Source organism: Sphingomonas limnosediminicola, from assembly GCF_039537965.1.
Taxonomy (GTDB): domain Bacteria; phylum Pseudomonadota; class Alphaproteobacteria; order Sphingomonadales; family Sphingomonadaceae; genus Sphingomicrobium; species Sphingomicrobium limnosediminicola.
Genome location: NZ_BAABBM010000001.1, coordinates 1483775 through 1508098 on the forward strand (window position 1 = coordinate 1483775; position 24324 = coordinate 1508098).

General features: G+C 62.4%; 26 protein-coding genes. 15 read left to right on the forward strand and 11 right to left on the reverse strand.

Annotated features, from left to right (window positions below):
• The first annotated feature begins 26 nt into the window (after positions 1–26).
• Complete coding sequence (rlmB, locus tag ABD704_RS07420; protein WP_344699044.1) at positions 27–770, forward strand: 23S rRNA (guanosine(2251)-2'-O)-methyltransferase RlmB; 744 nt, start codon at positions 27–29, stop codon at positions 768–770.
• A complete protein-coding gene (locus ABD704_RS07425) occupies positions 770–1387 on the forward strand; it encodes a DNA-3-methyladenine glycosylase family protein (RefSeq protein WP_344699045.1) in 618 nt (205 codons plus the stop codon). Before rlmB ends, ABD704_RS07425 begins: the two co-directional genes overlap by 1 nt.
• Here the strand turns inward: ABD704_RS07425 and ABD704_RS07430 are convergent.
• The 3 genes from ABD704_RS07430 to ABD704_RS07440 all read right to left on the reverse strand — a co-directional run bounded on the left by ABD704_RS07430 (position 1384) and on the right by ABD704_RS07440 (position 4992).
• Complete coding sequence (locus ABD704_RS07430) at positions 1384–2598, reverse strand: hypothetical protein (RefSeq protein WP_344699046.1); 1215 nt, start codon at positions 2596–2598, stop codon at positions 1384–1386. The two genes, ABD704_RS07425 and ABD704_RS07430, sit on opposite strands and share 4 nt — an antisense overlap.
• A gap of 136 nt (positions 2599–2734) precedes the next feature.
• On the reverse strand, positions 2735–3427 hold the full coding sequence (locus ABD704_RS07435) for a pirin family protein (protein ID WP_344699047.1): 693 nt from the start codon (positions 3425–3427) through the stop codon (positions 2735–2737).
• Positions 3428–3465: 38 nt separating this feature from the next.
• On the reverse strand, positions 3466–4992 hold the full coding sequence (locus tag ABD704_RS07440) for an alkaline phosphatase family protein (protein WP_344699048.1): 1527 nt from the start codon (positions 4990–4992) through the stop codon (positions 3466–3468).
• A 138-nt stretch (positions 4993–5130) separates the two neighbouring features.
• On the opposite strand from ABD704_RS07440, the gene ABD704_RS07445 reads away from it, so the two are divergent.
• Positions 5131–6087 carry a lysylphosphatidylglycerol synthase transmembrane domain-containing protein gene (locus ABD704_RS07445; protein ID WP_344699049.1) on the forward strand — a complete coding sequence of 319 codons (957 nt, stop codon included), beginning with the start codon at positions 5131–5133 and terminating at the stop codon, positions 6085–6087.
• On the opposite strand, the gene ABD704_RS07450 is transcribed toward ABD704_RS07445, so the two are convergent.
• Positions 6063–7010, reverse strand: a complete 948-nt coding sequence (locus ABD704_RS07450; RefSeq protein WP_344699050.1) for an aldo/keto reductase — start codon at positions 7008–7010, stop codon at positions 6063–6065. The two genes, ABD704_RS07445 and ABD704_RS07450, sit on opposite strands and share 25 nt — an antisense overlap.
• Positions 7011–7174: 164 nt before the next feature.
• Here ABD704_RS07450 and ABD704_RS07455 point away from each other — a divergent pair, with 164 nt between their 5' ends.
• Together ABD704_RS07455 and ABD704_RS07460 are read left to right on the forward strand one after the other, a co-directional pair.
• Positions 7175–8698 (forward strand): NAD(P)/FAD-dependent oxidoreductase, encoded by a 1524-nt coding sequence (locus tag ABD704_RS07455; RefSeq protein ID WP_344699051.1) that lies wholly within the window; start codon positions 7175–7177, stop codon positions 8696–8698.
• The gene (locus tag ABD704_RS07460; protein ID WP_344699052.1) at positions 8695–9747 is read left to right on the forward strand and encodes a glycosyltransferase family 2 protein; all 1053 of its coding nucleotides are present in this window, start codon (positions 8695–8697) and stop codon (positions 9745–9747) included. Before ABD704_RS07455 ends, ABD704_RS07460 begins: the two co-directional genes overlap by 4 nt.
• Here the strand turns inward: ABD704_RS07460 and ABD704_RS07465 are convergent.
• A complete protein-coding gene (locus ABD704_RS07465; protein ID WP_344699053.1) occupies positions 9639–11150 on the reverse strand; it encodes a hypothetical protein in 1512 nt (503 codons plus the stop codon). The two genes, ABD704_RS07460 and ABD704_RS07465, sit on opposite strands and share 109 nt — an antisense overlap.
• 399 nt (positions 11151–11549) lie before the next feature.
• Between ABD704_RS07465 and ABD704_RS07470 the strand changes: the two genes are divergently transcribed.
• Positions 11550–12563, forward strand: coding sequence for a sensor histidine kinase (locus tag ABD704_RS07470; protein WP_344699054.1), 1014 nt, complete (start codon positions 11550–11552; stop codon positions 12561–12563).
• 202 nt (positions 12564–12765) lie between these two features.
• A complete protein-coding gene (locus tag ABD704_RS07475; RefSeq protein ID WP_344699055.1) occupies positions 12766–13551 on the forward strand; it encodes a GAF domain-containing protein in 786 nt (261 codons plus the stop codon).
• Positions 13552–14189: 638 nt separating this feature from the next.
• Here the strand turns inward: ABD704_RS07475 and ABD704_RS07480 are convergent.
• Together ABD704_RS07480 and ABD704_RS07485 are read right to left on the reverse strand one after the other, a co-directional pair.
• Positions 14190–14363, reverse strand: coding sequence for a hypothetical protein (locus tag ABD704_RS07480; protein ID WP_344699056.1), 174 nt, complete (start codon positions 14361–14363; stop codon positions 14190–14192).
• Positions 14364–14489: 126 nt separating this feature from the next.
• Complete coding sequence (locus tag ABD704_RS07485; RefSeq protein WP_344699057.1) at positions 14490–14684, reverse strand: hypothetical protein; 195 nt, start codon at positions 14682–14684, stop codon at positions 14490–14492.
• A gap of 370 nt (positions 14685–15054) precedes the next feature.
• Here ABD704_RS07485 and ABD704_RS07490 point away from each other — a divergent pair, with 370 nt between their 5' ends.
• From ABD704_RS07490 to ABD704_RS07500, 3 genes are all read left to right on the forward strand, one after another.
• On the forward strand, positions 15055–15633 hold the full coding sequence (locus ABD704_RS07490; protein WP_344699058.1) for a hypothetical protein: 579 nt from the start codon (positions 15055–15057) through the stop codon (positions 15631–15633).
• Between the two features lie 114 nt (positions 15634–15747).
• Positions 15748–16320 (forward strand): hypothetical protein, encoded by a 573-nt coding sequence (locus ABD704_RS07495; RefSeq protein WP_344699059.1) that lies wholly within the window; start codon positions 15748–15750, stop codon positions 16318–16320.
• Positions 16321–16359: 39 nt separating this feature from the next.
• A complete protein-coding gene (locus tag ABD704_RS07500; protein ID WP_344699060.1) occupies positions 16360–16557 on the forward strand; it encodes a hypothetical protein in 198 nt (65 codons plus the stop codon).
• A gap of 19 nt (positions 16558–16576) precedes the next feature.
• On the opposite strand, the gene ABD704_RS07505 is transcribed toward ABD704_RS07500, so the two are convergent.
• Positions 16577–17134 carry a lipid-binding SYLF domain-containing protein gene (locus ABD704_RS07505; protein WP_344699061.1) on the reverse strand — a complete coding sequence of 186 codons (558 nt, stop codon included), beginning with the start codon at positions 17132–17134 and terminating at the stop codon, positions 16577–16579.
• 187 nt (positions 17135–17321) lie between these two features.
• Between ABD704_RS07505 and creD the strand changes: the two genes are divergently transcribed.
• Positions 17322–18731, forward strand: a complete 1410-nt coding sequence (creD, locus tag ABD704_RS07510) for a cell envelope integrity protein CreD (protein ID WP_344699062.1) — start codon at positions 17322–17324, stop codon at positions 18729–18731.
• A 32-nt stretch (positions 18732–18763) separates the two neighbouring features.
• Positions 18764–19663, forward strand: a complete 900-nt coding sequence (locus ABD704_RS07515) for an LOG family protein (protein ID WP_344699063.1) — start codon at positions 18764–18766, stop codon at positions 19661–19663.
• A 3-nt stretch (positions 19664–19666) separates the two neighbouring features.
• Here ABD704_RS07515 and ABD704_RS07520 read toward each other — a convergent pair whose 3' ends face one another.
• From ABD704_RS07520 to ABD704_RS07530, 3 genes are all read right to left on the reverse strand, one after another.
• Positions 19667–20359, reverse strand: a complete 693-nt coding sequence (locus ABD704_RS07520; protein WP_344699064.1) for a c-type cytochrome — start codon at positions 20357–20359, stop codon at positions 19667–19669.
• Positions 20360–20432: 73 nt separating this feature from the next.
• Positions 20433–21281, reverse strand: a complete 849-nt coding sequence (gene nudC / locus ABD704_RS07525) for an NAD(+) diphosphatase (RefSeq protein ID WP_344699065.1) — start codon at positions 21279–21281, stop codon at positions 20433–20435.
• On the reverse strand, positions 21271–22269 hold the full coding sequence (locus tag ABD704_RS07530) for an A/G-specific adenine glycosylase (protein ID WP_344699066.1): 999 nt from the start codon (positions 22267–22269) through the stop codon (positions 21271–21273). Before ABD704_RS07530 ends, nudC begins: the two co-directional genes overlap by 11 nt.
• Before the next feature lie 27 nt (positions 22270–22296).
• Here ABD704_RS07530 and ABD704_RS07535 point away from each other — a divergent pair, with 27 nt between their 5' ends.
• From ABD704_RS07535 to ABD704_RS07545, 3 genes are read left to right on the forward strand one after another with little or no spacing between them, the layout of a single operon-like run.
• Positions 22297–22848 carry a DUF721 domain-containing protein gene (locus ABD704_RS07535; protein WP_344699067.1) on the forward strand — a complete coding sequence of 184 codons (552 nt, stop codon included), beginning with the start codon at positions 22297–22299 and terminating at the stop codon, positions 22846–22848.
• Between the two features lie 4 nt (positions 22849–22852).
• Positions 22853–23617 (forward strand): DsbA family protein, encoded by a 765-nt coding sequence (locus tag ABD704_RS07540; RefSeq protein ID WP_344699068.1) that lies wholly within the window; start codon positions 22853–22855, stop codon positions 23615–23617.
• Complete coding sequence (locus ABD704_RS07545) at positions 23614–24321, forward strand: DsbA family protein (RefSeq protein ID WP_344699069.1); 708 nt, start codon at positions 23614–23616, stop codon at positions 24319–24321. Before ABD704_RS07540 ends, ABD704_RS07545 begins: the two co-directional genes overlap by 4 nt.
• Positions 24322–24324 lie beyond the last annotated feature (3 nt).

Sequence of the window (24324 nt, forward strand, 5' to 3'; positions counted from 1 at the left end):
GCGCGCGACGCCCCCAATGGGGACGAATGTCGCGGCGCAAGAAATCGCACCAGAGCCATGGAACCCCGAACCGGCCCCGCCTGTGGGGCAAGCACGCGGTCACAGCCGCGCTCGACAATCCCGATCGCAAGGTCCTTCGCGCCTGGGCGACGCGCGATGCCGCAGGGGTCATGCAATTTCCGAAGGACGTCGCCGTCACGCTGGCGGACGTTGCCGACCTTGGCCGCCTCGTTCCGCATGACGCGCCGCATCAAGGCGTAGTCATCGAGGTCGAACCGCTGGAAGAAGCATGGCTCGACGAAGTCCTCCAACCTGGCGAGGAGAAGGCGGTGCTCCTCGTCCTCGACCAGGTTACCGATCCGCATAATGTCGGCGCCATCCTTCGCTCGGCGGCAGCATTCGGCGCGGTCGGGATCGTCACGCAGGACCGTCACTCGCCGCCGGAAAGCGGCGTCGTCGCCAAGGCGGCATCTGGAGCGCTCGAGCGGGTGCCCTGGGTGCGCGTCGTCAATCTCGCCCGCGCGCTGGAGGAGATCGGCGAAGCGGGTTTCTGGCGGATCGGCCTGGCGGGCGACGCCAGCACCGATCTAAAGGACGCATTGGGGCCGCCCCGCGTCGCGCTCGTACTGGGCGCCGAGGGCGCTGGCCTGAGGCAAAACACGCGCGAGCACTGCGATGCTCTGGCCCGCCTGCCGATCACCAACGCCATCGAAAGCCTCAATGTTTCGAACGCTGCGGCTATCGCGCTCTACGCCGCAAGCGTGTCCTGATGGTTCGCACTGCCGGCAGCATCCGTGAACATGTCGAGGCGCTGGCGAAGCGCGAACCGGCTTTTGCTGGCGTGATTGCGAAGCATGGCGTTCCCGAACCTCGGACAAGCGACCGCGGCGCACAGACCTTGCTCCGCACTATCGTCGGCCAGCAAGTCAGTGTCGCCGCGGCCCGCTCAATGTGGGCTAAACTGGAAGCGGCGTTCGGATCGCCGCCGGATCTTGAGCGGCTGCTCGCAGCGACCGACGAGGAACTCCGCGCCGCCGGCATGTCGCGCCAGAAGTCGGGCTATATCCGCAGCCTCGCGGGGCTGGTGCTTTCCGGGGAACTTGATCTCGAGAACCTGCCGCAGGACGACGAGGAGGCGATCGCGCTGCTGACCAAGATCAAAGGCATCGGCCGCTGGTCGGCGGAAATCTACCTGCTCTTCGCCGAGGGCCGGGCGGACGTCTTTCCCGCTGGCGACCTCGCCGTGCTGATCGAGCTAGGCCGGTTGATGGGCCTGCCCGAGAAGCCGAGCGAGAAGCAGCTGCGCGAGATGGCGGAGCAATGGCGCCCCTATCGCGGGGCCGCCGCGGTGCTCGCCTGGCACAGCTACAATAGCGACGTGCTCTAGCGGCGGACGCCGCCGGGCAGAAGCCGAGCGCCGAGACCGCGGAACAGGCGCGGACCAAGATCGAGCCGGAACGGCGCCAGCTTCTCGCCATTCCCCTCACGGCCGACCAGGTAGCTGAGCGACGTTTGCGCGTCGTTCGACGCGGCCGAATATAGGACGTTGAAGGCGATCAGAGGCACGAATACCTGCCGCTCGCCGGCGTCGATCGCCTGGATATTGGCGCGCGGGGTGACAACCTGCGTGCGGAAGATCAGGTGCTTGAGCGGCAGGATGCTGTCGATCCGCTCGCCTTGGCCCACCGGTTCAGCAAAGAAACGCGCGATGGCCTGGTCCTGCGACGGGCCGGCGTTGAACACGTTCGCTTCGATGAGGATCGAGCGTGCAGGCCCATTGCCCGAATTGAAAACGTCGAGCTCGAACTCGAACGTCACTGTGTCGTCGGTGACGATGCAACGCAGTGGAACCATGCTGAGCTCGAGCCACGGGCGCAGGCGGGTCGAAACGACTCCCAGCGAGGCCGGCGATGTCGGCCTGGGCTGCGGAAGGGGTTGCGGCGCCGGCGCAGGTTTGGGTTGAACGGCCGCCGGGGCCGGACGCGGGGCCGGTGGTATCGAAGGCGCCTTGGGCTCCGGCGCGACGAACAGGTCGATCGGGGCGCCACCGGCCAGCGCTGGACGCGAACGGCTGCGGTAGAAGAGGAAAGCTCCGCCCGCGCCTAGCGCCAGAGCAGCAAGCAGCCACGGAAGAAACTTCAGGCCTCCGCTACGGGAACTGCTGGCCTCCGGCTCCGGTGCAAATGTCGACGGCGCGGTCGCCAAGGGCGTTGATGTGGCGGGCGGCAATCCGGGTGAGATCGTCGGGGCCGGCAGCGGTTGCTCGATCGGCGTCGAAGCACGCGGCACGGTCGCTTGGGCGGTCTGTGTAGAAGGAGCGGCGCGCTCCTCTGCCGGAGTCGCGCGGCGAGCGGGTCGAGCCGTCTCCGTTGCTGCTTCCGGCGAACGTGCGGCGGGCGGTGGCGTCGTACGCGCGGGCGTTCCGGTGGCGGGCTGATCGGCGGGTCGGGTGACCGTTCCGGGCAAGCTGAAGTTCTGGAGCTCGCGCGGGCCGACGGCGTCGGTTGCGGGCGTGTTGGAGGTCGACGAAGGCGTTTCCTGCGCAGCCGCAATCGCGGGCTGGATCAGCAGCCCGGCAGCCCAAATTGCAATCGACAAGCGCCAGGCGCCCCGCATTCTCTCCCCGTCTCTGTTCGTGAATCGCGCCAAATAGCCGCGGCGCGACAGGCACATGCCCGCCGAACGCTTCTCTTTCAAGCAGATGTCGGATGAACCGCGTCGAAACCCGGCCCGTTTACCGGGCGTCGACCAGCACCAATTCGGCATCTTCCAGCGCCTCGATCGCGAGGTTGCTCTCGCCGGTGATCGCGACTCCGTCGCGCGGACCCGCCTCGACCCCGTTGACGCGAACGCGGCCGCTCGGAACCAGATAGAGGTGCCGGTCCGGCTGGGCGTCGATTGCAATCGAATTGCCGGCTTTGACCGTCGCGCCGAGGATCCGCGCGTCGGCGTTGATGGTGAGCACGCCGTCGTCCGGACGGCCGCTCGCCAGCAGCTGGAACGCGCCTTCGCGAGAGTCTTTCGGAAAGGGCATCGCACCCCAGCCCGGCTGCGCCGACGGCTTGTCGGTTTCGATCCAGATCTGGAAAAGCGTCGTCTCTTCATCCTCGAGATTATATTCGGCGTGGGTGACGCCCGTGCCCGCGCTCATCACCTGAACGTCGCCGGCGCCGGTGCGGCCCTTGTTGCCCATCGAATCCTGATGCGTGATCGCGCCGGTGCGGACGTAGGTAACGATTTCCATGTCACGATGGGGATGCGGCGGAAAGCCACTCTTCGCCGCGATCTGGTCGTCATTCCACACGCGGATCTTGCCCCAGCCCATGCGGCGCGGGTCATGATAGCTCGCGAACGAGAAATGGTGGCGGGCGTTCAGCCACCCGTGGTCGGCGTGGCCGAGGCTATCGAATTTTCGGATGTCGATCATGGCAGGGAAATGGGACAGCGGCGTTGGTCGCTCAAGTGTCAGCGATGTAACTGTCCGCAAGGCTGAGTTGCACTCGATGATGCATCGACTTGCGAGGGAGCCGAGGAAGCGTGGAGCAAATATTGCTCAGCGGCCCGCCCGAGGTCGGCAATGTCGATAACGGGAGCAACGCTTTCGATAAAGGCATCGTGCCCTCTAACCACCATGAACGCGTCATCGTTGTGATTGCCTCCCCGGCCGGTAGCGAGGGTCACTTCGATTTCGCCGATGTCAGGCGACCAAACTCGATCGCCAGGTGCATCGGGTGCCCATTGTAGAATGAGGTCGGGTAGGAAATCCCGTCGTGAGCCCGGCAATGCCTCATCGACATCGATGATCTTCTCGATGAGGCGTTCGCCTGTCGCGGGCAGCTTCAGTTCCAGCAAGCGGTCCTTCAACCATTCGACGTAACTCACCAGTTCCGGGCTGCCGGGTTGGAAGAAACCCATTGCTTCCCGACCGATGACGTTCAAGCGGATCAGGCCTTCGCCGCCGCTAAGAATTGGAAAAGATGGCGTCGAATCCCACCTTCGCCTTGCGGTCAAAGCCCGATTCACCACCACGTCCTGAACGCGTTCCCCCAACATGCTCGCGGCGCGATATTGCAGCGTCGGCGGAAGCGCGTTGCGCAGGAATGCCATGACATTCAAAGCGGCAGCCTTGCTGTCCTCTGCGAACGGCTTTCCAAGATAGAGCTTGTTCAGCCGGGACAGGATTTCGGTCAGAAAATGATCCTGCGCGCGATTGGGCTCCATGCCGTGAAGCGCGAAGACGATCAGCGACGTCTCACTGCCCGCGTCGTCCAAAGCCGCGAGCACCCGACCCAACTGGCGGTCGGTTTCCTCGTAAACGGCGAGTATGGCGTCGGGTGATGCAGCGGAGGCGAAATCGCCTTCGACCGGCCACAGGTTGTGCCCCGCGCGATGAGCTTCATACCAACCGGTGACGAACAGACCCCACGGCCTTTGCATCAAGTGTAACGTCGCGTCAGCTTTCGCACGGACGGCGGCGATCAGTTGATCGCGAATTGCTGCGCACTGCGCCGCCGTCTTGGCGACAGGGACCTCGGGCCCGATCGGTCGACGGCCGAACCGCCGCCGCAAATCCTTGAGTACCTGCGGGTCCGACGATTTGGCCTCGCCAGAACTTTGATAGGACCAATTGGTGATTTGCAGACAGGGCGCGCGCTCGTCGTGAAGCGCGTGGGCTATATCGAAAGCAATCGTCGGGATCCCAGCCTCGGCCACCCGGTGCCAAAAGGGCTGGCAATCAAATTGCATCGACCAGCGCGGATCGCTTACCCGGCGATAGCAGGTGTTGGCTGACGACCATTGAAAGGGGAAATACTGGCCGTGGCGCCCGGGAGGCGTGCCACTGGAGAAAGTCGGCCACACGCTCGCCGAAAGAAAGCGGGCCGGCGTCTCAAGTTTGCGCAGCTCGCCACGTTCCAGCAGCGAGGCGAGGGTGGGCAGCTTACCGATATTGTCCAGTATGAACGGCAAGCTCACGGCGTCGAGGCCGATCATCATCAGCCTTGGCGCGGCCTGTCTATCCTCTTTCAAATGAGACATATGTGGCCGTTGCCCCTACCGCTAAGCGAGCAGTTTCAGCGCCTGTGATACAGCTTTACGCGAACAAATTCTCGCAAGGATTGAAGCGTGAGAGTGCGTAAGTGGGACACCCGCGGCCTGCTGAAGCTCGCGATCAAGTGCGTCGTGACGGCTGGATTGCTATGGGCTGCGTTCCGCAGCGTTGACGTCGGCGCCGTCTCGAAGCTGCTCTCGGGACTGGACCCTGTCGCGGCAGCTTCGGCACTCGCCCTCACCGCACTGATCGTTGTCTCCGACGCAATGCTTCTTGAAGGTATCCTGCGAAATTTCGAGCGCCGGATCCCGTTCGGGACGGCGCTTATCTACAGCCTCGTCGGCTGGTTCTTCAGCAATGTCGCGCCTTCGACGGTCGGGGGAGACATATTCCGCGCGGTGCAATTATCGCGGGCGGGCACAACCATCGCGACCGCCGTCCGCGTCATCGTCTCGATGAGGCTGCTTTCATTCACGAGCCTCGTTGCAGTCATGCTTATAGGCTTTCCAATCGCGATTGGCCGACTTGAGAACCATCGTGACGTCGTGCTCCTCGCAACGGTGTTAGCGGCGGCGTTGGGAGCTGTGCTTGCCTTGGCCTGCTTTCGGCCGAGGCAATGGCCCGAACGATGGTCGCTCGTGCGCAAGTTTCGCACGCTCTCAGACGATTTCCAGAGGCTGCTCGCCCCGAGCTTGCGCAGCGGCATATTGTGGTTGGCTGCGCTCGCTCAGCATGGGTTGCGAGTTGGCATTTTGGCCTGCCTCGCCGCAGGCCTGGGCCTGCACATCCCGCTGGCGACTCTGTTCGCGCTGGTCCCTGCAGCACTGCTCATCGCAATGGTGCCAATCTCCTTTGGGGGATGGGGCGTTCGCGAAGTCACATTCGTTTATCTGCTAGGGGCAGCGGGCAACGACGCAGAATCCGCACTTTCGCTGTCGATTGCGTTCGGCGTCTTGCGCTTGGTGGTGGGCCTGGCTGGCGGAGTGACCTGGACGCTGGTCAGCACCCATCATTATCGCGTCGATACGCCCACCTGATCTCGCCACAGCTGGTCCAACCGTTCCAGCACTGAGTCGGGAAGCGGGGGCGCCAACGCAGCGGCAATGTTCTGCCGGAGATGAGCCGCGTTACCGGTCCCTGTCAGGACGACATCGATCCCATCTTGATGGCGGCAATAGCGGTACGCGAGCTCAGACAAATCAGCCGCGCCCGCTTCCTCCAGCAGCTCTGCGAGCGCAATTCCTTCCTCGCCGTCCTGCGTCTTTGAAAGACCGCGCAGCGCGAACATTCCAATGACGCTCACGCCTTTGTCTTTGGCCCGCGGAATGAGGACGCGGGCCGCGCTCGAGTTCTGCAAGCTGAACCCGACCATCATGGCGTCGGCCCATGAGTCATCGAGGGCGGCGCTCAGCATGGAGTGACCTGGGTCGTTAAGAAAACCCTCTGTGATGCCGACCATCCGGAGTTTTCCCTCATCCTTCATCCTGAGCAGCTCGGGAACAACGCGCGCAACCGCCGAGGAATACTGCTGTGGCGAAACGGCATGCAGATGGAGGATGTCGATCCGGTCCGTGCGCAATGTCCTGAGCGATTGTTCCACGCGCTTCCGCAATACGCCCGCTGAACAGCTCCACCCGCTCCGCCGGGCAATCCAGGATGATACCTGATTTGCCCGCCTCATCCGGGCAAACGGAAACACGGCCGGGCCGATATGCACTTTCGTTGAAATAAGGACGCGATCGCGGCAATCGGCGAGAGCCTCGGCAAGCAATTCATCAACGCCGCCGCAGATGCCTGCACCGTCGAAGAAGGTAATTCCCTCGTCCACAGCCGTACGAATAAGGGTCACCGCGTCGGACTTCGTCGCGCCTTTCACCAGGCCGAAGCGACTGCTGCTTCCTCCGCCAAGTCCAATGACGCTGGAGACCAGTTCCGATCCGCCGAGCCGCGCATAATCCATCGCTTGCAGTCTTCGCCCATCTGCCCGTGGTGCTCAATGCCAACGGTGAGTTCGTGCCCATTGATGGAAGCGGCGGTCTCGCAATGAGACGCGCTGAAATGCCGTAGTTCCAAAACTCACCGTTAATGCGTAGTTTGCTGAGGGGAACATTGGGGCGTGTTCGATTGGCTGATCGCGACTACCGAACGTTCGGCCGGAGCGAGCCGCATCCAGGCGACAGCCGCGCCACCGCGGCGGGCGAGTCCGTGGTCATCATCGGCGCCGGGCCGGCCGGACTCACCGCATCGTACGAACTTGGCAAGCTAAGCCAATCGCACAGCGCGATAGTGCTTGAAGAAAGCGGCCATGTCGGCGGCATTGCCCGAACCGAGACGTACAAGGGTTTTCGGTTCGACATCGGCGGCCATCGCTTCTTCACGAAAGTGAAGGAGGTCGAAGAACTCTGGCACACCGTCTGCCAGGACGATTTTCTCCTTCGTCCGCGGCTCAGCCGTATTTTCTACCGGGGGAAGTTTTACGACTACCCGCTGCGAGCCTTGAACGCCCTTCGCAACGTCGGTGTGTACGAAACGGTGCGGATCATTCTCAGCTATCTGAAATGGCAAGTGCGCCCTCATCGGGTCGAGGAGAATTTCGAGCAGTGGGTAATGAATCGGTTCGGCGGACGGCTCTTCCAGCACTTCTTTCGCAGCTACACCGAAAAGGTCTGGGGCATTCCGTGCGCCGAAATTCGAGCGGATTGGGCGGAGCAACGCATCAAGAGCTTGTCGCTAAAGGAGGCGGCGCTCAGCACGCTCACGGGCAAGAGCAATAGCACCAGCCTGATCGAAGAGTTTCATTATCCGAGGCTGGGCCCGGGCATGATGTGGGAGAAGTTCCGCGACCGCGTGCGGGCTTTTGGCCACGAAGTCCGGATGAACAATCGGGTGGTTCGCATCGTGCACGGCGACGCCAAGGTTGAGGCTGTCGAGGTGCTCCATGAAACGGAAGCCGGCTTCTCGACCTACATGCTCGAAGCTGATCATTTCATCTCCTCGATGCCCATTAGCGACTTGGTGCGCGCGATGGACCCGCCGCCGCCCCTCGCGGTCCGGAAAGCAGCGAAACACCTGAAGTATCGCGACTTCCTGATCGTTGTGCTGATCCTCGACCATCCCGATCCGTTCGCTGACAACTGGATCTATGTTCACAGCCCCGAGCAGCGGGTCGGCCGCATTCAGAACTTCAGGGCATGGTCACCGGATCTCGTTCCGGATCCGGCCAAGGCGAGCATCGGCATGGAATATTTTTGCAACGCCGGCAGCGAGCTATGGGACATGGCGGATGCCGACCTGATCGCGCTCGCCGGGCAAGAGTTGGCGCAACTCGGACTAGCGCGCGAAGGCTCGGTGGTCGATGGAACGGTGATCCGTCAGCCCAGAGCTTATCCCGTCTATGATCGCGATTATTCGCAGGCTCTGGCGACTATTCGCGACTGGATCGGCGGTTTCGAGAATCTGCAGGTGATCGGCCGCAACGGCATGCATCGCTACAACAACCAGGATCATTCCATGCTGACTGCGATGTTGGCGGTGCGCAACATCATGGGAGAGCAGCATGATCTGTGGGAGGTGAATGTCGAGCGTTCGTATCACGAGGAGTTCGAGGTCAGTCACAAGCATCCGAAAGCGGCGCTGGCTGCGGAGTGACCACTTCCGCCGACATCCCTCACAGCAAACTCGCGGTCGTCATCCCCGCTTATAATGCGGGTGCTACCCTGCCCGCATGCCTCGCCGCACTGACGCAGTCGCGACGCCGATCAGACGAAATCATCCTGTTCGACGATGGTTCGGGGGATGACACCGCGGAGATCGCGCGCTTCTACGGCGCCAAGGTCATCAGCGGCGAAAGGCCCGCGAAGGGCCCCGCGGCTGGCCGCAACCTCGGCGCAGCCGCTGCCGCAGGCTCGATCATCGTGTTCGTCGATGCGGACGTAGAGGTCGGGCCAGAAGCGCTCGGCAAGCTCGAAGCACCGATCGCGGCCGGCCGGGCAGTCGCCACTTTCGGTTCCTATGACGACAGCCCGAAGTCGCGCCGGATCGCGGCCCTGTACGCCAATCTGCGCCATCATTGGGTGCACCAGCATGGCCGCACCGAGGCATTCACATTCTGGAGCGGCTTGGGCGCAATCAGAGCAGACGTTTTTCGTGCGCACGGGGGTTTCGATACGGCGTTCGCCAAGCCAAGCATCGAGGATATCGATCTCGGTATCCGCATCATCGAAAGCGGCGGCCGCATCATGCTCGTGAAGGACGCACTTGGCGCTCACCACAAGGATTGGGGTGTCCTCCAATTGTGGACCACGGACATCTTCCAGCGAGCGATCCCTTGGGCGCGGCTTATCAAGGACAAGCGCGGACGCGCTGACGATCTGAATATTTCGCGGCGGGAGCGGGCCTCGGCCGTCGCAGCGCAGCTGGTCGTGCCCGCACTTGCTGCGGCGGCATGGAATTGGAATTGGTGGCCCGCGCCCGCCATAGCGATCGGCGGCTACTTGGCTCTCAACGCCAACTTTCTCGCCTTTCTGTACAAGCACGGCGGCGCACGACTGGCAGTCGCAGGAAGTTTCCTGCACTGGTGTTATCACATCTATGCGAGCGCCACTTTCCTGCTGGTGGCAACCGGCCTTCTCTCGCAAAGCGCCCGCAGCAAGATGATCATCGCCAGCACGGGCAGAACCCAGGCCACGCGCCCCTGATATCGATCCGTTACGCCCGAAAGTGCACCGCATATGGCAGCGTTCGCGATCAACCCGACAGTGGCGACGCCGACGGCGGCAATTTCGACCCGCGTTAGTCGTCCGCGAAAAACCAAGAGAAGCATGATGCTTGCTGCGAAGCCAATGTAGATCGCCACCTCGGCGATGTTCCGGAGCAGCGGCCTGTCGGCCCGTACCTGAACGAGTGTCGGATCTTCCCCGCCAACCAGCTTCACGCCGAATATGAGACCCTGCGGCCCGAATTTGACCAATTGGTTTAGGCCGTTTCCGGCCGACCGGCGAAACTGTTCCACCGGATATTCAAAGGCGGCACGCCGCACGATGACGCTCTCCTCGGCGCGAATCCGCTCCATCTGTTCGGAGCTCGCGCGATACCGGACGCCGCCTTTCGACCAAAGGAAGTCACCCACTTTACGCGGCGGATTCGGTCCGAAGACTTCGCAAATGGCGTAGCGCTCTGTCGCGCAATGTTCCCGCAGATACCACGCGCCCGGTCCATCCGCGACGGAGCGGGCAAGCAGGATTGGGTAGCGTTTGGGTGAAAGGCTCGCTTGGCCGAAAGCGAAGTATGAAGTCCCAAGGAGTGCCGCGACAGCCAGAACGAAGGGGCTGGAAAACCATACGAGACGCTTGAGGCGCCTTTCCGGCGAATTTCGATGCAGCCAAAAATTGGCGCTTGCACCTGCAACGAGCACGCAAAGTCCAAGAGGCAAATGGCTGCCATGCGTCGTCATGCAAAATGCAACCAGCAACACCAGCGTCGACCGAATGGCCAGGGTCGTGCGCTCAAACAAAACGGTCAGCGCCACTGCGCCGGCGATCATCACCCCGGCAAGAATGTCGGGCACTGCATAAGCTGCATACCATGGCGCCGAGGTGAGAAAGGCGGCGCCCGCCGCGACGAGCACGGCGGTCATTACGCCCCCGTCGGGATCGACCAGCCGCTTGAGGAAGGAAATGACCAGCGCAACAGCCGCGGTCTGGACGACAACGAGCGGGACAAGCGCGTCATAAGGACCGCGCAGGATGTACGTGACGACGCTGTAGATAAGTGACCTAACCCCGCCCGACTGCGAAATCAGCACGGTGACGACGGCGCGCGGATCTGCGCCCGTTTGGTGGACGGCTGGCGCACCGAACAACGACTGCCACCAATTATCGAGAATGAGCAGGCCGGTATGGAATCCCAAGGCTCCGCCACGGAGATAGCTTGTGCTGTCTTCCATGTAGAAAGGTCCGCCATTGACGGTGAACGGCCAAAGCAAGAACAGAAGCGTGACGAAGTAGGCGACAGCGGCCCCGCCTAGGCGGCCCGGCCTTAGAGAGCGCGTGGGCCTCACCGCTCGGCCCGCTTCTGCAGTCGTGGAGCCCCCGATCAGCACGAACGAGAATTCTCACGAACAACGGGTGGCCGCAAGTGAACGGCGGCGTCTATCACCGGTCATCTTCCAGCGCGGCTATCCACTACTCGCTGGGAAGTTGGCAAACATCGTCCGTCACCTGATCACGCGCTGCGAAGTTGTCCGGATCAGCGCACAAGGCTTTGCGCAAGAATAACCATCATTTTCGGATACGGGCATTTACTGATACAGTCAGGGTTTATCCCACCATTAGAATAGTGGTGACCTCCCAGTTCGTGCGTCCCGGAGGTGATGATTTCCGGGGGGCAAATGACACGGGATCCGCTTCTAAAATTGAGACCGATCGAACCATCGGCAGCTATTCCGCTGACAGCGGATGATGGCACAGCTCAACTGCTGGGATCTGCCTTTGCAGGTACAATGCAGGAGTTGATCGACGATTTGCCGGAGCAAATCGCGATCCTCGATGACGGGTTCAACATCCTGGCGGTGAACCGCGCCTGGAGGGACGTCGTAACGCGGCATGGTTACGTCAACGCCTTGCCTGGCTACAACTATCACACGGTTTGTGCCCAGCATGCCGCAGCGGGCTATGAGCCCGCTGCTGAAGCGGTTGCAGCTCTTGATGGCCTACGTTCAGGCAAGCACAGCTTCTGGCAACTGAACTACAATGGTCGAGAGCGCTGGGACGGGCGCGATTTCCAGATCTGCTTCCATCGCATCGTTCGAGGTGACAACAACTTTACATTGGTCACGCGCTTCGACCTGACCGAAATCAACGAACTTCGCCGGCTAAAGTCCGAATTCAATCGGGCGCTGGAACAAGGCCAGGCCAGTGAGCGGCTAAGATTAGGACGAGAACTGCATGACGGCACCTCGCAAGTTCTCACCGCGATCGGCCTGCTAATCTGTCGCCTGAAAAGAGAGCCACTCAGCGCGCAAACGTCCGCTCTCGTCGAAGAACTGCAGGAGCTTCTGGGTGAGGCCCATCAGGAAATCCGCTCGATCTCCTACCTCGCTCACCCCCCCGCGCTCGACAAGCTGGGCCTGGCAAATGCCATGAAGCTCCTGGCTGAGGGATTTGCTCGCCGCACCGGCCTCGAAGCCTCGTTCGAGATCCTGGGTGAATATGATCCCGTTTCAGCGACAGCCAAAGCCGCGATCTACCGACTCGCTCAGGAAGCTCTCTCGAATGTCCATCGTCACGCGCATGCAAATCGGATCCGAGTTCAGATCTTTTGCCGCGCTTCCGCGACTCATTTCGTCATTGCGGACGACGGCGTCGGAATAAAGCCGGAAGCGCTTGCTGGGGGTTGCAGCGGCGTTGGCCTGGCAAGCATGCGTTCGCGCATGGCCGAGATCGGCGCTCGACTAACCGTTCGCAACTTGCAGCCTGGAACTGCAATCGTCGCAAGCTTGCCGAAGGGGTTGTGACGTGACCTCCTGTGGGAGCAAATCAAGAGATTCCGTCTAAGGCCTATTCCAGGTTGATACATGCCAGCCCGCATCCGCTTATCGGTGATTTTCCCGACAGACATTGCTGCTGATCTGGAAACAATGGCAACGATCTGCTCACTCGGTGCGGTCTAAGAGCGGATAGGTCGCGTGGCCTTGAAGAAGCCCGAAGGGATAGAAGATGGCTCTTGCCGTGGCGCTGCAGGCTTCACTTCGCATTCGCGAGCGTCGGATTCCGCTCGAACTCGCGAACGGAGATGCCCTCGAAAGCGTGCTCACGAGAGACCTGCTCGCCGTGGAGGCCATTTCAGACGGCGATCCGATTACGTCAATCCTGTTGCTCGACGCAGACGGAAGACGGCTGTGGCACGGGGCAGGGCCTCGCCTGCCCCGATCCTATTGCGATGCAATCGATGGGGGCGAGATTGGGCCATGCGCGGGCTCTTGTGGCACCGCCGCATATCTCGGCCGGCCCATCTACGTGAGCGACATCGCAACCGATCCGCTCTGGGCCGACTATCGTGATCTCGCGCTGCCGCACGGGCTGTTGTCGTGTTGGTCGACTCCCATCCGGGACGAGCAGGGCACGATCCTGGGCACATTCGCGATCTATCATCGAACGATCGGCAATCCGTCGGCCGATGAAGTCGAAGCGATCGCCATGATCACGAACCATGTCGCTCATGCCATCTTGCGCTCTCGAACTGCGGAGACACATGAGCAACGCGCGTCACGCCAAAACCGTGATCGCCCATTCCTGAAGCTCGTCCGCGATGACAATGGGCTCGATGCATGCGTGGGGTCCGTCAATCTGCTCCTGCGCGCAGCAAAGCTCCATTCGCTCGCTGACCAAGTTGAAAACTGCGCAGCCAAGTCAGAATCCAAATCTGAAGCAGAAGCTCTGAGAAAAATCGCGCGCAGGTGCCGAAAGCTGATTAGCGCCATTCGAACGCAAGTCGCGACGTAGGATCGGCTAGGAGCATCCGGAAAGAGCACGGTGGCCACTGGAGTCACTCCAAGCAGTGCCGACACTTTGAATACCTGGCCCGTCGACACATCACTTCGCTGGTGGAACTTGCCCTTTGTGCCGCTGGGGTCTGGTATTCCAGCAAGTCCCGCGCGAAATCAGTACATTATCGCCGAGTGAGGCTACGTCCGTGATCTTGCCGTCCGGATCGACCCGAGAAATGACCGCTGCTTGGCGAATGACGAAGACCCGGTATCTGGCGTTACGGCCGATCCACGGATCTTCGATTTTGTCGCAGGCTCCCTCCCGCCTGCAGCGATAATAATATCCGGCGCGTTTGCCCTGTGAGGTCGCGAAATCGCCCAAATATAGTTTGAGGGTTGGCGCGACATTCCTGCACCCGTTCGGGGCGCAAAGCGTGACCGATTCAATTTGGCATTCCTGCCAAAAATTCGCCGCGGAAGCCGCTCCAGAATTTAGGGTGAGAGCCGCGATGATGGTAACATAACGCACTGGCGCAGTGTCGCATCCGTAGCGAACCTCCGCAACGGGCGGCGGCAAGTCCAAAGACCGCGCTTCGCATCCGGCATCCGGCTAATGCTGCAACGGTTCGAAAACCGAACTAAGCCGCTGTCGGCCTAGGCGTGATATTGGTCCTCGGTAGGTAGCGTTTCGAAAGGAGGCTGAAGATCCTTGGCGCGGTAGGCCTCTTCGGTGACGAAGTAGGCTTTTCCGCTGTCGATCACATAGGCGCGAGCCGGGCGGTGCTCTGTTGCCGCAGTGCGATACCGACCGTCTGTGAGCCTGCGCATAAATCCTCCGTTCGTCATTAAAGCAGAATGGGTGGCGAACCCGCACGAAGGTAAGCCTGCGTGGGCGTCACCAGCGTTTGAAACCCTGACGCTCGGCCGGTGGCAGGTTCGCGTAGAGGGCGGGTGTTACCCGTTCGCGCGACGCGGGACTAAGCGTTCGGCTAGGTCACATTGGGCTAGGAAGTCGCGCATCATATAGGTGACGGAGTCATATGGTCCCAGCTTCACCGCCGCGTCTTGGCCCGGCCAGGTGGCCCAGACAGCGTCATCCATGAAGCTGAAAATGATGGTGCCGGTGTTCGGCTCGTTGTGTGTCGACATGAATTGCGTCTCCTCATCAGCGGGAGCGCAACTGTCTCTCAGGCACCGGCAGCTAGTATGATTCCGGCGATGTAACAGCCCTACACCTTGGAGAGCGGCAAAGATAGCGGGGTTTATCTCGATTGGGTCGGCAGTGGATCGAAGCTGCCTCTCGCATCGAGGGGGACGGTTGAGCTTTCGCGTCGGTCCGCTGGTCATCGACGCCGCTCTAGCGCCCGTCACAGCCCGGTACGGCAAAAAGTCTATCGTTACATTACCGTAGCGACCAGAGAAGGTCAGGTGGGCTATTTCATTATTCCGAAAAAGAGAGTCCGAGATGATGGATGCACGCGTAAGTTTGGCGATCCTCGCCGTTTGCGCGAGTTGCTCCATGATCGGTAGCGCAACGGCAAAGCCGTATGCGCATTGGCCGAAAGAGCTCCGGGTCGAGAACGGTTACCCTCATTCGGAAGATCCTTGCCGCCGCGTCGGCGAGACCCCGGCCACGGTGGACTTCCTCGATGATAGCGCAACGCTCGTCGGCTGCCCGAGCAGACAGAGCGCAGCGCACATCCGGGGCAAGGTGGTCGGCAACGTGCGCGGCATCATCCTGATATCGGCGCCGAACGGCGACACGCTTCATCCCGCCGACGCTGACGCCAAAGTCCCCGCCACGAAGTATAACGCCACGGCGGCAGTGCCTTGCCAGAACGTCGGAGGATCATCGCCAACCTGTGACGCGGGGGTGATCCGATCCTCCGATCAGATTGCCGTCGAAATCAAGCTCCCGGACGGTATGACGCGCGTCTTGCTGTTCGACCCTAAAGGTAAGTTCATCACTCATGCCAGCGCACAGGCGGACGGCTCCGCAGCGCTCCAGAGCAGTGCCCGTCGGGAGTCCGACTGGACGATCGTGACGGTCGGCCGCGAGCAGTACCGCATTCCCGATGCCTTCGTCCTCGGGGACTGAAGGCCTTTCCACGACCACTGCGTAGCGGGTGGTCCAGTCGCGTTCGGTGCCGACACTGTCGGCGTCATGTCTATCTGCCCGCCGATGATGTCGGGGGCAGCGCGGGCGTCATCAATGAAGAGGTTCAATCGGAAATTGCTTACAAGCTTGCTGTGCGGGGTAGTGCTGCTTCAGTCTGCTGCTGCCGCCGCCGAGCTGCCCGGCTCGGTGCGCGACCTGCCCGGAGCGCGCGCCGCGGGCGGCGAGTCCACGCTCGAAACGCGCGGCTTTTCTATCGCGTCGAGCACCACGCTCAACGGGCGGAAGATCAATTACTGGTGGAACGGCAACACCAAGGAATGCATTCGCGTCGCCACCTATGATGGCCACTTCGAGGATGTGACGGTCGCCTCTCACGCCGACTGCAAACAAAGGAGCGGCAATGGCGCCGCCACCGCGGCAGCCGTCATCCTTAGAACCGCGGCGGTCGTCGGCGCCGTCGCGCAAAGCCAGATGCACGACCACAACCGTTACGATCATCAGGGCAGCTCGCAATATCGTCGCGGCTACGACGACGGGATCAACCGCCGCGGCTATAACAATTACAACAACTCCAGCGCCTACGAGGATGGGTTCGCCGAAGGGCGGCGCGCGCGCCGCGGCAATGACGACGGCGACTATGGTCCGTACGGCAACTTCGGCGACTAACCTCACGGGACCTACAATACGCAGGACAACTTCCGGGAAATGCAAGGCCGGGACCGCGATTACGTCATGAGCAGGCTCGCGCAGCGCGGGTTCGTGGTGCGCGACACGAAGAACACCGGCAACGGCCATTACACGACCATGTGGAGGCACTCCCCACGCCAGTGCATCATCGTGGGTTCGCGCCATGGCACCGTCAATTCGATCCAGCGCACCTCGGAGCAGACCTGCCGGGACTGATCGCACCCATCGCTGACATTCACCTGTTTATACGGGTGATCTTCGAACCTTCGAGGCCTATGCCAGCCATCAACCCCTTCTGCCCGAACGGAAACGCGTAAACGTCGTTTGCAAGTGTCGTGGATGTCGTGCTCATCGCCTTGCCCTTGTCGACGACGACCACGCTAGGCCCGGAGCCGATCGCCCATCCACCGCTCTTGCTCAGATATTGAAGCGATTTGTCGTTCATCAGGAACAGCGCGTAGCTGAACGACTGCCCTCCAGCCTGTAGGCCGTAAGAGACCGCGCCAATCTTGTAATAGGCAGTCGGCCGGCCGCGAACGAAAAGGACGCCTTCGCCGCCCTGCCCACCGACGATGAAACCCGCTTTCACGATTTTGGGAAACACGAGAATTGCGCGGGCATCTCTGCCGTACCGGACGGCTCGAGCGGATTGCGAGTAGAGGCGCTGAAGTGCGGCTCTGCCGTCCGCGTTGAGCTGCGCGGCAGTTGCGGCGTGAGCAACCTGGCAGAAACCGCCGGACGTGCTTGCCAGAGCGAGACCTAATGCGACGAACCTAGTCTGGACGATCTTCATCTTATGGCCTCCAGCAATCATGACTCTGCGATTCTGAGCGAAGATCGAGAGGTCCGACATCGGCAAATGAACTGACTTGCAGCGAATGCGGGCGACAGCGCCGAGCGCCGAGCAGTGCCTACAAATTGACGATGAACCGTGCATTTCTGTAGACGAGTTGAGTTTAAGTCGATGATGGAGATGCGCGATGGATGGTTTTAGAGCGACACGAACGCCCGGCGGCAAGCTGGCGCTGGCAATCGCAATCGGCCTCCTCCTCACCATCCCGCTCTTTTCGATTTACCTCCTCAATTACGACCGCCAGTCGCAGTCGCGCGAAGCGACTTCCTCGATCACCGCGGGCTGGGGTTCGGAGCAGGCCGTGACCGGGCCGCTGCTCGTCATACCCTACCACGCGACGGCCACGGAGACCGTGGTCCAGAATGGCAAGAATGTAACGACGATGAAGCAGGTCAATCGCGAGCTGACGCTGGCGCCGGAGGCGGTCGAACTGTCGACCGACATCGATCCGCAGGTGCGCAAACGGTCGATCTATGAGGCGGTCGTTTACGACGCCAAGTTCGGGGGCAAGGCGCGCTTCGCCTTCCCGCCCGACCTGGCGAGAACGGGCGTCGACCCATCGCAAATGGATTTCTCGCGCGCCGAACTGCGCTTCGGCCTGACCGACCCACGCGGCCTTGGCGCCAACCCTTCCGTCTCGGTGAATGGTCAGCCGCAGCGGTTGCAGCCCGGCGGCGGCAGCGGCGGCGGCCGCGGTTTCTTCGCCTGGGTCGACGCCACGCCACTGACCAAGAAGCCGCTGGTGATCGACTTCGCCTTCAACTTGCGCGGCAACGAAGCGCTCAGCCTGTCGCCTGACGCGGGCGACACGCGCTGGAAGGTGCGCTCGTCATGGTCGAGCCCGAGCTTCGGCGGCGGCTTCCTGCCCGGCACCCGCAAAATCGACCAGAAAGGCTTCGAAGCGACCTACAATATCGGCAACCTGGCGCTTGGCCGGTCGCTGGTCAGCACGGCGGACGCCGGTGAGCCGACGCCTGCCGACAAGGTCGAGGCGCCAGCTGTCGATATGGCTCCCTATGTCAACAACAATGGGGGAACGCCGCAAAGCGCGCAGATCAGCCTGATCCGCCCGATAGACCTCTATTCGCAGGTCAACCGGGCGACCAAGTACGGCTTCCTGTTCATCGGCTTCACCTTCCTCGCACTGCTGATGTTCGACGTCATCGGCGGCGTGACGGTGTCGGCGGTCGAATATCTTCTGATGGGCGCGGCGCTGGTGCTTTTCTTCGTGCTACTCCTCGCCTTCGCGGAAGTGATCGGCTTCACGCCCGCCTACGTCCTCGCTTCGACCGCAATCGCGGGACTGAACACCGCTTATTCCGCCGCCGTGCTGCATAGTTGGCGGCGGGCCGGGTTCATCGGCGCCATGCTCGTCGGGCTCTACGCCGTGCTCTACATCCTGCTCAGCCTTGAGGCTTACTCGCTGCTGATCGGCTCGCTGCTGCTCTTCGCGGCGCTTGCCGGCGTGATGTATGCCACGCGCCGCATCGATTGGGGCGCGAGGCGTGAGGAAGCGGAGGTGAAATCCGCGGCGTGACGCCCCGAAAGTTTGTCGCTAGGCGGCGTCCGATGACTACTCAAGCAGTACCGCCCAAGCGTATCTTTCCAACGTCCGAGGTCGACGCACGTGCCGCCGAGCATGTGCCGTCGATACCGCAGACAGAGAACCCCGCCTATAAGCTGGCCTTCCAGGACGAAGAGTTCCTGCTCCGCGAAGACTTGCGGCCGGTCCGCTTCCAGCTCGAGCTTTTGAAGCCCGAACTTCTGCTCAACGAAGCGGAGATCGGTTCGACCTTTGTGTTCTACGGCTCGGCCCGAATTCCCGCGCCGGACATGGCCGATGCTCTGTTGGCGGCAGCGACCAATCCGGAGCAGGAGAAGATCGCCGAGCGGCTGAAGGCGAAGTCGCAATATTACGAAGTGGCGCGTGAGCTTGCGAAGCTCGCCAGCACCTGCGGCTGCGACGAGGAGGGCAAGCGCCACTTCGTCGTCTGCTCGGGCGGCGGGCCGTCGATCATGGAAGCCGCGAACCGCGGCGCAGCGGAGGTCGGCAAGGAATCGATCGGCCTCAACATCGTGCTTCCGCACGAGCAGCTGCCGAACCGCTACGTGACCCCCGGGCTAAGCTTCCAGTTCCATTATTTCGCGCTTCGCAAGATGCACTTCCTGCTCCGGGCTCGGGCGGTGGCCGTGTTCCCGGGCGGATTCGGGACCTTTGACGAGATGTTCGAGCTGCTGACGCTCATCCAAACCGGCAAGGTCCGTCCGCTGCCGATCCTGCTGTACGGCAAGGATTACTGGAACCGCGTCGTGAATTTCGAGGCAATGGTCGAGGAAGGAGTCGTGGCGCCGCACGACCTCGATCTCATCCACTGGACGGAAAGCGCCCAAGATGGCTGGGACTTCGTCAACAATTTCTATGCGGAAGACCCGGTGCCGGCGCGCGAGCAGTCCGGGCCGTCGGAGTAAGCCTTACGGCTTCTTCGTGCCCGCCGCGCCACCGGCATCGCCGCCACTGGTCTGCGGCGACTTGCCTGCCGCACTGGCAGGAAGCGTCGGCTCCTTCTCCGCCTTCTGTGGACCATTGCCAGCACCCGTACCCGGCTTCTCGGCCGATGCGTCAGTCTTTGCCGCGGGCGCTGCCGGAAGCGGCAGCGGGCTGTCACTCTTGGTGTTGAGGAAGGCAATCACGTTCGCCCGGTCCTGCGGGCTTCCGAGACCGGCAAAGGTCATCTTGGTGCCTGGCGCGAACGCCTTCGGGCTGCTCAGCCACTGCGCCAGATTGTCCCAGTTCCAAGTGCCGCCCTTCTTCGCCAGCGCGTCGGAGAAGGCAAAGCCCTTGCCCTGACCGATCGGCTCACCAAGCACGCCCCACAGGTTCGGGCCAAGCTGGTTGGCGCCGCCCTTGTCGGCGTTGTGGCAGGCCATGCACTTGTTAAAGACCTGCGCGCCCTTGGCGACGTCGGCCTTGGCAAGATATGCCTCGATCGGCTGCTCGGCCTCGGCTGCGCCGCCTTCGCCTTCCTGCTCAACGCCGGCAATCGGGTAACCCATCTTCTCCGGCCGCTCGCTGGCGAACATCTCGCCCGCGACGATCGACGTGCCTAACGCCACAATTCCTGCGAACAGCGTCCAGCCGGCAATGGTATTGAAGCGGTCGTCCATGAAGTTTCCCTGGTTTTCCCGCGAGCGCGAGCGAATGGATTTGCGCCGCCTTTAAGGGCGAGAATGCGAGGCTTCAAGCACCGAGCCATTCCTCCAGCAAGGTCCTTGCGATGGCGGTGCGCGGCGGTGGCTGAAACGCCGCGCCTTCTTCGCCGGAAATCGCGGCTTGCACCTCATCGCGAGAGAACCAGCGGGCATCTTCAAGTTCCATCGTATCGATGGTCAGGTCTGTCCCGAGCGCTTGAGCGCGGCAGGCGATCATCAGCGAGGATGGAAACGGCCACGGCTGGCTGGCGACATAGCGGACGTCTCTGACATCGATGCCCGCCTCCTCCTTCACCTCGCGCGCCACGGCGTCCTCGATCGATTCGCCGACCTCGACGAAGCCCGCCAGCGCGGAGTAGCGGCCGGCGGGATAATGCGGCTGGCGGCCGAGCAGGACGTTGTCCTCATGCTCGGCAAGCATGATCACGACCGGGTCGACGCGTGGGAAATGCTCAGCCGAACATTGCGGGCAGCGACGCGACCAGCCGCCGCGGACGATGTCGCTCGAATGGCCGCAGTTGGCGCAGAAACGGTGGCGTACGTGCCAGCGGGCAAGACTCAACGCGGCAGCAAATAAGGGTGCGTCCGAATCGTCGAGTTGGGCGATGAGCGGAAGGACGCTGAACGCCATCGCGGCAGGTTCGGCGATAGCGGAAAAATGCGGTGCGCCCGCTCTATCGAGCCCCAGGAACAATGACCCGTCGGCCACCGGCCGCCACTGCAGCTTGCCGTTGTCGTCCATCGCCGGAAGCCCGTCGCGCCAGACCATCTCGCGCCCGTCGCGGCGGGCGCCAAGCTCGGCGAGCCCGTGTGGCGACGCGCGCAATGCATCGGCGCGGTCGAGGCCCGGCCCTGCGAAAAAGGCCTTAGGCGGCACGGCGCTCGCTTGCGCTCATCACCAGCTCGGCAGCGCGCCGAAACAGGGTCGGGAGCCCGGCCTCGTCGATCCCGGCGACCGGCTGCCACCATCCATCGCCAACCGTCTCGGAAGCGACAATGATATGAAGGTCGAGCGAGAAGTGCGTAAACACGTGCCGCACCACGCCGATGGAATTAAGGTTCCGCGGCGGAGTCTCGGTCATTTCGCTCGTCGGCAATGCCGCCATGCCGCCGAGCAGGCCCTTCGCCGGACGGCGCACCAGCCAAACCTGGCCATTCCACTCCGTCCAATAGGCGGCGGCATGCCGGTGAGGACGAACACGCTTCACCTTCGGCGCCGGAAACTGCGCTGGCGCCCCACTGGCAAAGGCGGCGCACTCGCTTCGCAGCGGGCACTCCTGGCACGACGGACTTCGCGGCCTACAGATTGTCGCGCCGAGATCCATCATCGCCTGGATCAGGTCGCCGGGACGCGCCGCCGGCAACATGTCGAGCAGCAAAGGCTCAATGATTTCGCGCGGCGCGTGGCGCAGCCTATGAAGGCGGGCGATGACGCGTTGGACATTCGTGTCAACGGCAGGCGCCCGCTCACCGAACGCAATCGCCGCAATCGCGGCGGCTGTGTAGGCGCCGATCCCGGGGAGCTGGCGGAGCTCGACAGATGTGCTGGGAAACCCTCCCCGCTCTGCGACCGCGCGGGCGCAAGCGATCAGGTTCCGCGCCCGGGCATAATAGCCAAGCCCCGCCCATTCGGAGAGCACATCCTCGTGGCGCGCAGCCGCCAACGCCTCGATCGTCGGCCAACGCTCGACGAAGCGCTCGAATCTCGGCCGCACGGTCGCCACCGTCGTCTGCTGAAGCATCACCTCGCTCAGCCACACGCGATAAGGTTCGGGCGCCGGCTCGCCGGGCGCCGCGCGCCACGGCAAGCGCCTGAAGTTATCCACATAATGTTGGATCAGCAGCGCTGCGGTATTGGCGGTCACATATTCGCTATGGCATGCTCGACGTTCATGTCGAAGCGAAAGCAGCCCCAGGAAGATTCGCCGCGCAGTTGCCGCGCCCAGGCGGCAGGTGACCTGCTGGGCGCGATCGGCGGCGTTTCCTTCCGCCGCTTTGGCTTCGTCCAAAGCTCGATCGTCAGCCGCTGGTCCGAGATCGTCGGCGAACGATATTCCAAGGTCTCATCACCCGAATCGATCAAGTTTCCGGCCGGCAAGAAGGTAGGGGGCTGCCTGACCTTGCTCGTAGACGGGGCCCACGCGCCGCTGATCCAGCATCTGACGCCGATGATCGTCGACCGTGTAAACCGCTTCTTCGGCTATGCCGCGATCAACCGCATCGTCTTCAAGCAGGGCAAGCCGCCCGCCGCCCCGCCCCGCCCGGAGCGCCCTCAGCTTTTCCCGGTGCCCAAGGAGCTTGGCGAAGGTTTGCGTGAGATCGCCGATCCCGAGCTTCGCGCCTGCCTGGAGTCGCTTGGCGCAAAAATTGCCGCTACCAGCGGCCCGCCCGCGCTATCCAGCGACGGCGAAGAGCCCATACCCGTGATCAACCGGAGCAAATGAACCGATGAAGGTCCGCATTCTTCTCGCCGGCGCGATGGCCGCCTTGGCATTGGCCGGCTGCAAAAAGAGCCAAAGTGGCAGCGAAGGCAGCACGCCAGTCGCCGAAAGCGGCAAGGTGACGATCACGCAGGCCGCACCGCCGCCGGGCGGCACTTGGGGCGACGTGGTCAACGCGACCACCGCCGGGTTCATGATGGGTAACCCCGAGGCGAAGGTGAAGCTGGTCGAGATCGGATCTCTGACCTGCCCGCACTGCAAGAAGTTTGAGGAAGAAGGCGCGCCCAAGCTCATCGAAAAATATGTGAAGAATGGCCAGGTCAGCTGGGAATTCCGGCCTTACGTCATTCACGGGCCGCTCGACATGGCAGCCAACATCATCGCCCGCTGCAATGGCCCGAAGTCATTCTTCCCGCTGAGCATGGCCTTTTACAAGGATCAGACGGCCTTTTTGGACAAGATCCAGGCGGTTCCGCAGGACAAGCTCGCAGAGACCCAAAACCTGCCGACGAACCAGGTGTTCGTGCAGATGGCGAACCTGATGGGCCTGCAGGATTGGGCGGCCGCACGGGGCGTGCCGCAGGCCAAGAGCAACCAGTGCCTCGCCGACCAGAAGATGATCGACAATGAGGTTCAGTTCACCGCCGACGTCAGCAATCAATATCCAGAATTCTCCGGCACGCCCGCGTTCATCATCAACGGCAAGATGGCCGACAAGGACGTGACCGAGTTCGAGAAGCTCGATCCGTTGCTCGAGGCTGCGGTAAAATGACGCGCGTCTGCCGCTTAGTCGCGGCGGCATTGGCGATCACGGTGCCGGCGGGTGCGCTCGTCGCCAAGCCGGCGCCGAAGCGCGCTGTCGCTAAGGTCGACTGGACGCGGACCTTCGGCACGACGAGCGCTGGCGGCTATGTCGTCGGCAATCCGAAGGCCAAGGTCCAGGTCATCGAATATGGTTCGCTGACCTGCCCGCACTGCCGGCACTTTGCCGCGACCGCGGTGAAGCCGCTGCTCGCAAATTACGTCCGCACCGGAAAGGCGAGCTACGAGTTCCGCACCTTCGTATTGAACGGGATCGACCTTGCCGCAACGCTGGTCGCGCGCTGCAATGGGCCGGCGCACTTCTTCCCGATGGCTGACCAGCTTTACGCGACGCAGCCGACGTGGAGCGGAAAGGTCGAAAAGTTATCGCAGGCGGATCAGGACAAGCTCAACGCTTTGCCCCAGCCGCAGATGATGGTCAGCATCGCGAAGACGACCGGGCTTCTGCCGATTGCGGCATCGCACGGCATCCCGACCGCAAAGGCGCAGCAGTGCTTGACCAGCCAGGCACAGGCTGACGGCCTCATGCAGATGATCAAGGGCGGCGAGGAACTTGGCGTGCAGGGCACCCCGACGATCTTCGTCAACGGCAAGAAAGTGCCGGCGTTCGATTGGGCGTCGCTGGAGCCGTTCCTGAAGGAGGCCGGAAGCTAGGGT

Bases quoted from the DNA above. Each gene is read 5' to 3' on its own strand.
- rlmB (WP_344699044.1), top strand. From the start codon at position 27: ATGTCGCGGCGCAAGAAATCGCACCAGAGCCATGGAACCCCGAACCGG.
- ABD704_RS07425 (WP_344699045.1), top strand. From the start codon at position 770: ATGGTTCGCACTGCCGGCAGCATCCGTGAACATGTCGAGGCGCTGGCG.
- ABD704_RS07435 (WP_344699047.1), bottom strand. From the start codon at position 3,427: ATGATCGACATCCGAAAATTCGATAGCCTCGGCCACGCCGACCACGGG.
- ABD704_RS07440 (WP_344699048.1), bottom strand. From the start codon at position 4,992: ATGATCGGCCTCGACGCCGTGAGCTTGCCGTTCATACTGGACAATATC.
- ABD704_RS07450 (WP_344699050.1), bottom strand. From the start codon at position 7,010: ATGGATTATGCGCGGCTCGGCGGATCGGAACTGGTCTCCAGCGTCATT.
- ABD704_RS07470 (WP_344699054.1), top strand. From the start codon at position 11,550: ATGCAGGAGTTGATCGACGATTTGCCGGAGCAAATCGCGATCCTCGAT.
- ABD704_RS07475 (WP_344699055.1), top strand. From the start codon at position 12,766: ATGGCTCTTGCCGTGGCGCTGCAGGCTTCACTTCGCATTCGCGAGCGT.
- ABD704_RS07480 (WP_344699056.1), bottom strand. From the start codon at position 14,363: ATGCGCAGGCTCACAGACGGTCGGTATCGCACTGCGGCAACAGAGCAC.
- ABD704_RS07485 (WP_344699057.1), bottom strand. From the start codon at position 14,684: ATGTCGACACACAACGAGCCGAACACCGGCACCATCATTTTCAGCTTC.
- ABD704_RS07490 (WP_344699058.1), top strand. From the start codon at position 15,055: ATGATCGGTAGCGCAACGGCAAAGCCGTATGCGCATTGGCCGAAAGAG.
- ABD704_RS07495 (WP_344699059.1), top strand. From the start codon at position 15,748: ATGAAGAGGTTCAATCGGAAATTGCTTACAAGCTTGCTGTGCGGGGTA.
- ABD704_RS07500 (WP_344699060.1), top strand. From the start codon at position 16,360: ATGCAAGGCCGGGACCGCGATTACGTCATGAGCAGGCTCGCGCAGCGC.
- ABD704_RS07505 (WP_344699061.1), bottom strand. From the start codon at position 17,134: ATGAAGATCGTCCAGACTAGGTTCGTCGCATTAGGTCTCGCTCTGGCA.
- creD (WP_344699062.1), top strand. From the start codon at position 17,322: ATGGATGGTTTTAGAGCGACACGAACGCCCGGCGGCAAGCTGGCGCTG.
- ABD704_RS07515 (WP_344699063.1), top strand. From the start codon at position 18,764: ATGACTACTCAAGCAGTACCGCCCAAGCGTATCTTTCCAACGTCCGAG.
- ABD704_RS07520 (WP_344699064.1), bottom strand. From the start codon at position 20,359: ATGGACGACCGCTTCAATACCATTGCCGGCTGGACGCTGTTCGCAGGA.
- ABD704_RS07535 (WP_344699067.1), top strand. From the start codon at position 22,297: ATGTCGAAGCGAAAGCAGCCCCAGGAAGATTCGCCGCGCAGTTGCCGC.
- ABD704_RS07540 (WP_344699068.1), top strand. From the start codon at position 22,853: ATGAAGGTCCGCATTCTTCTCGCCGGCGCGATGGCCGCCTTGGCATTG.
- ABD704_RS07545 (WP_344699069.1), top strand. From the start codon at position 23,614: ATGACGCGCGTCTGCCGCTTAGTCGCGGCGGCATTGGCGATCACGGTG.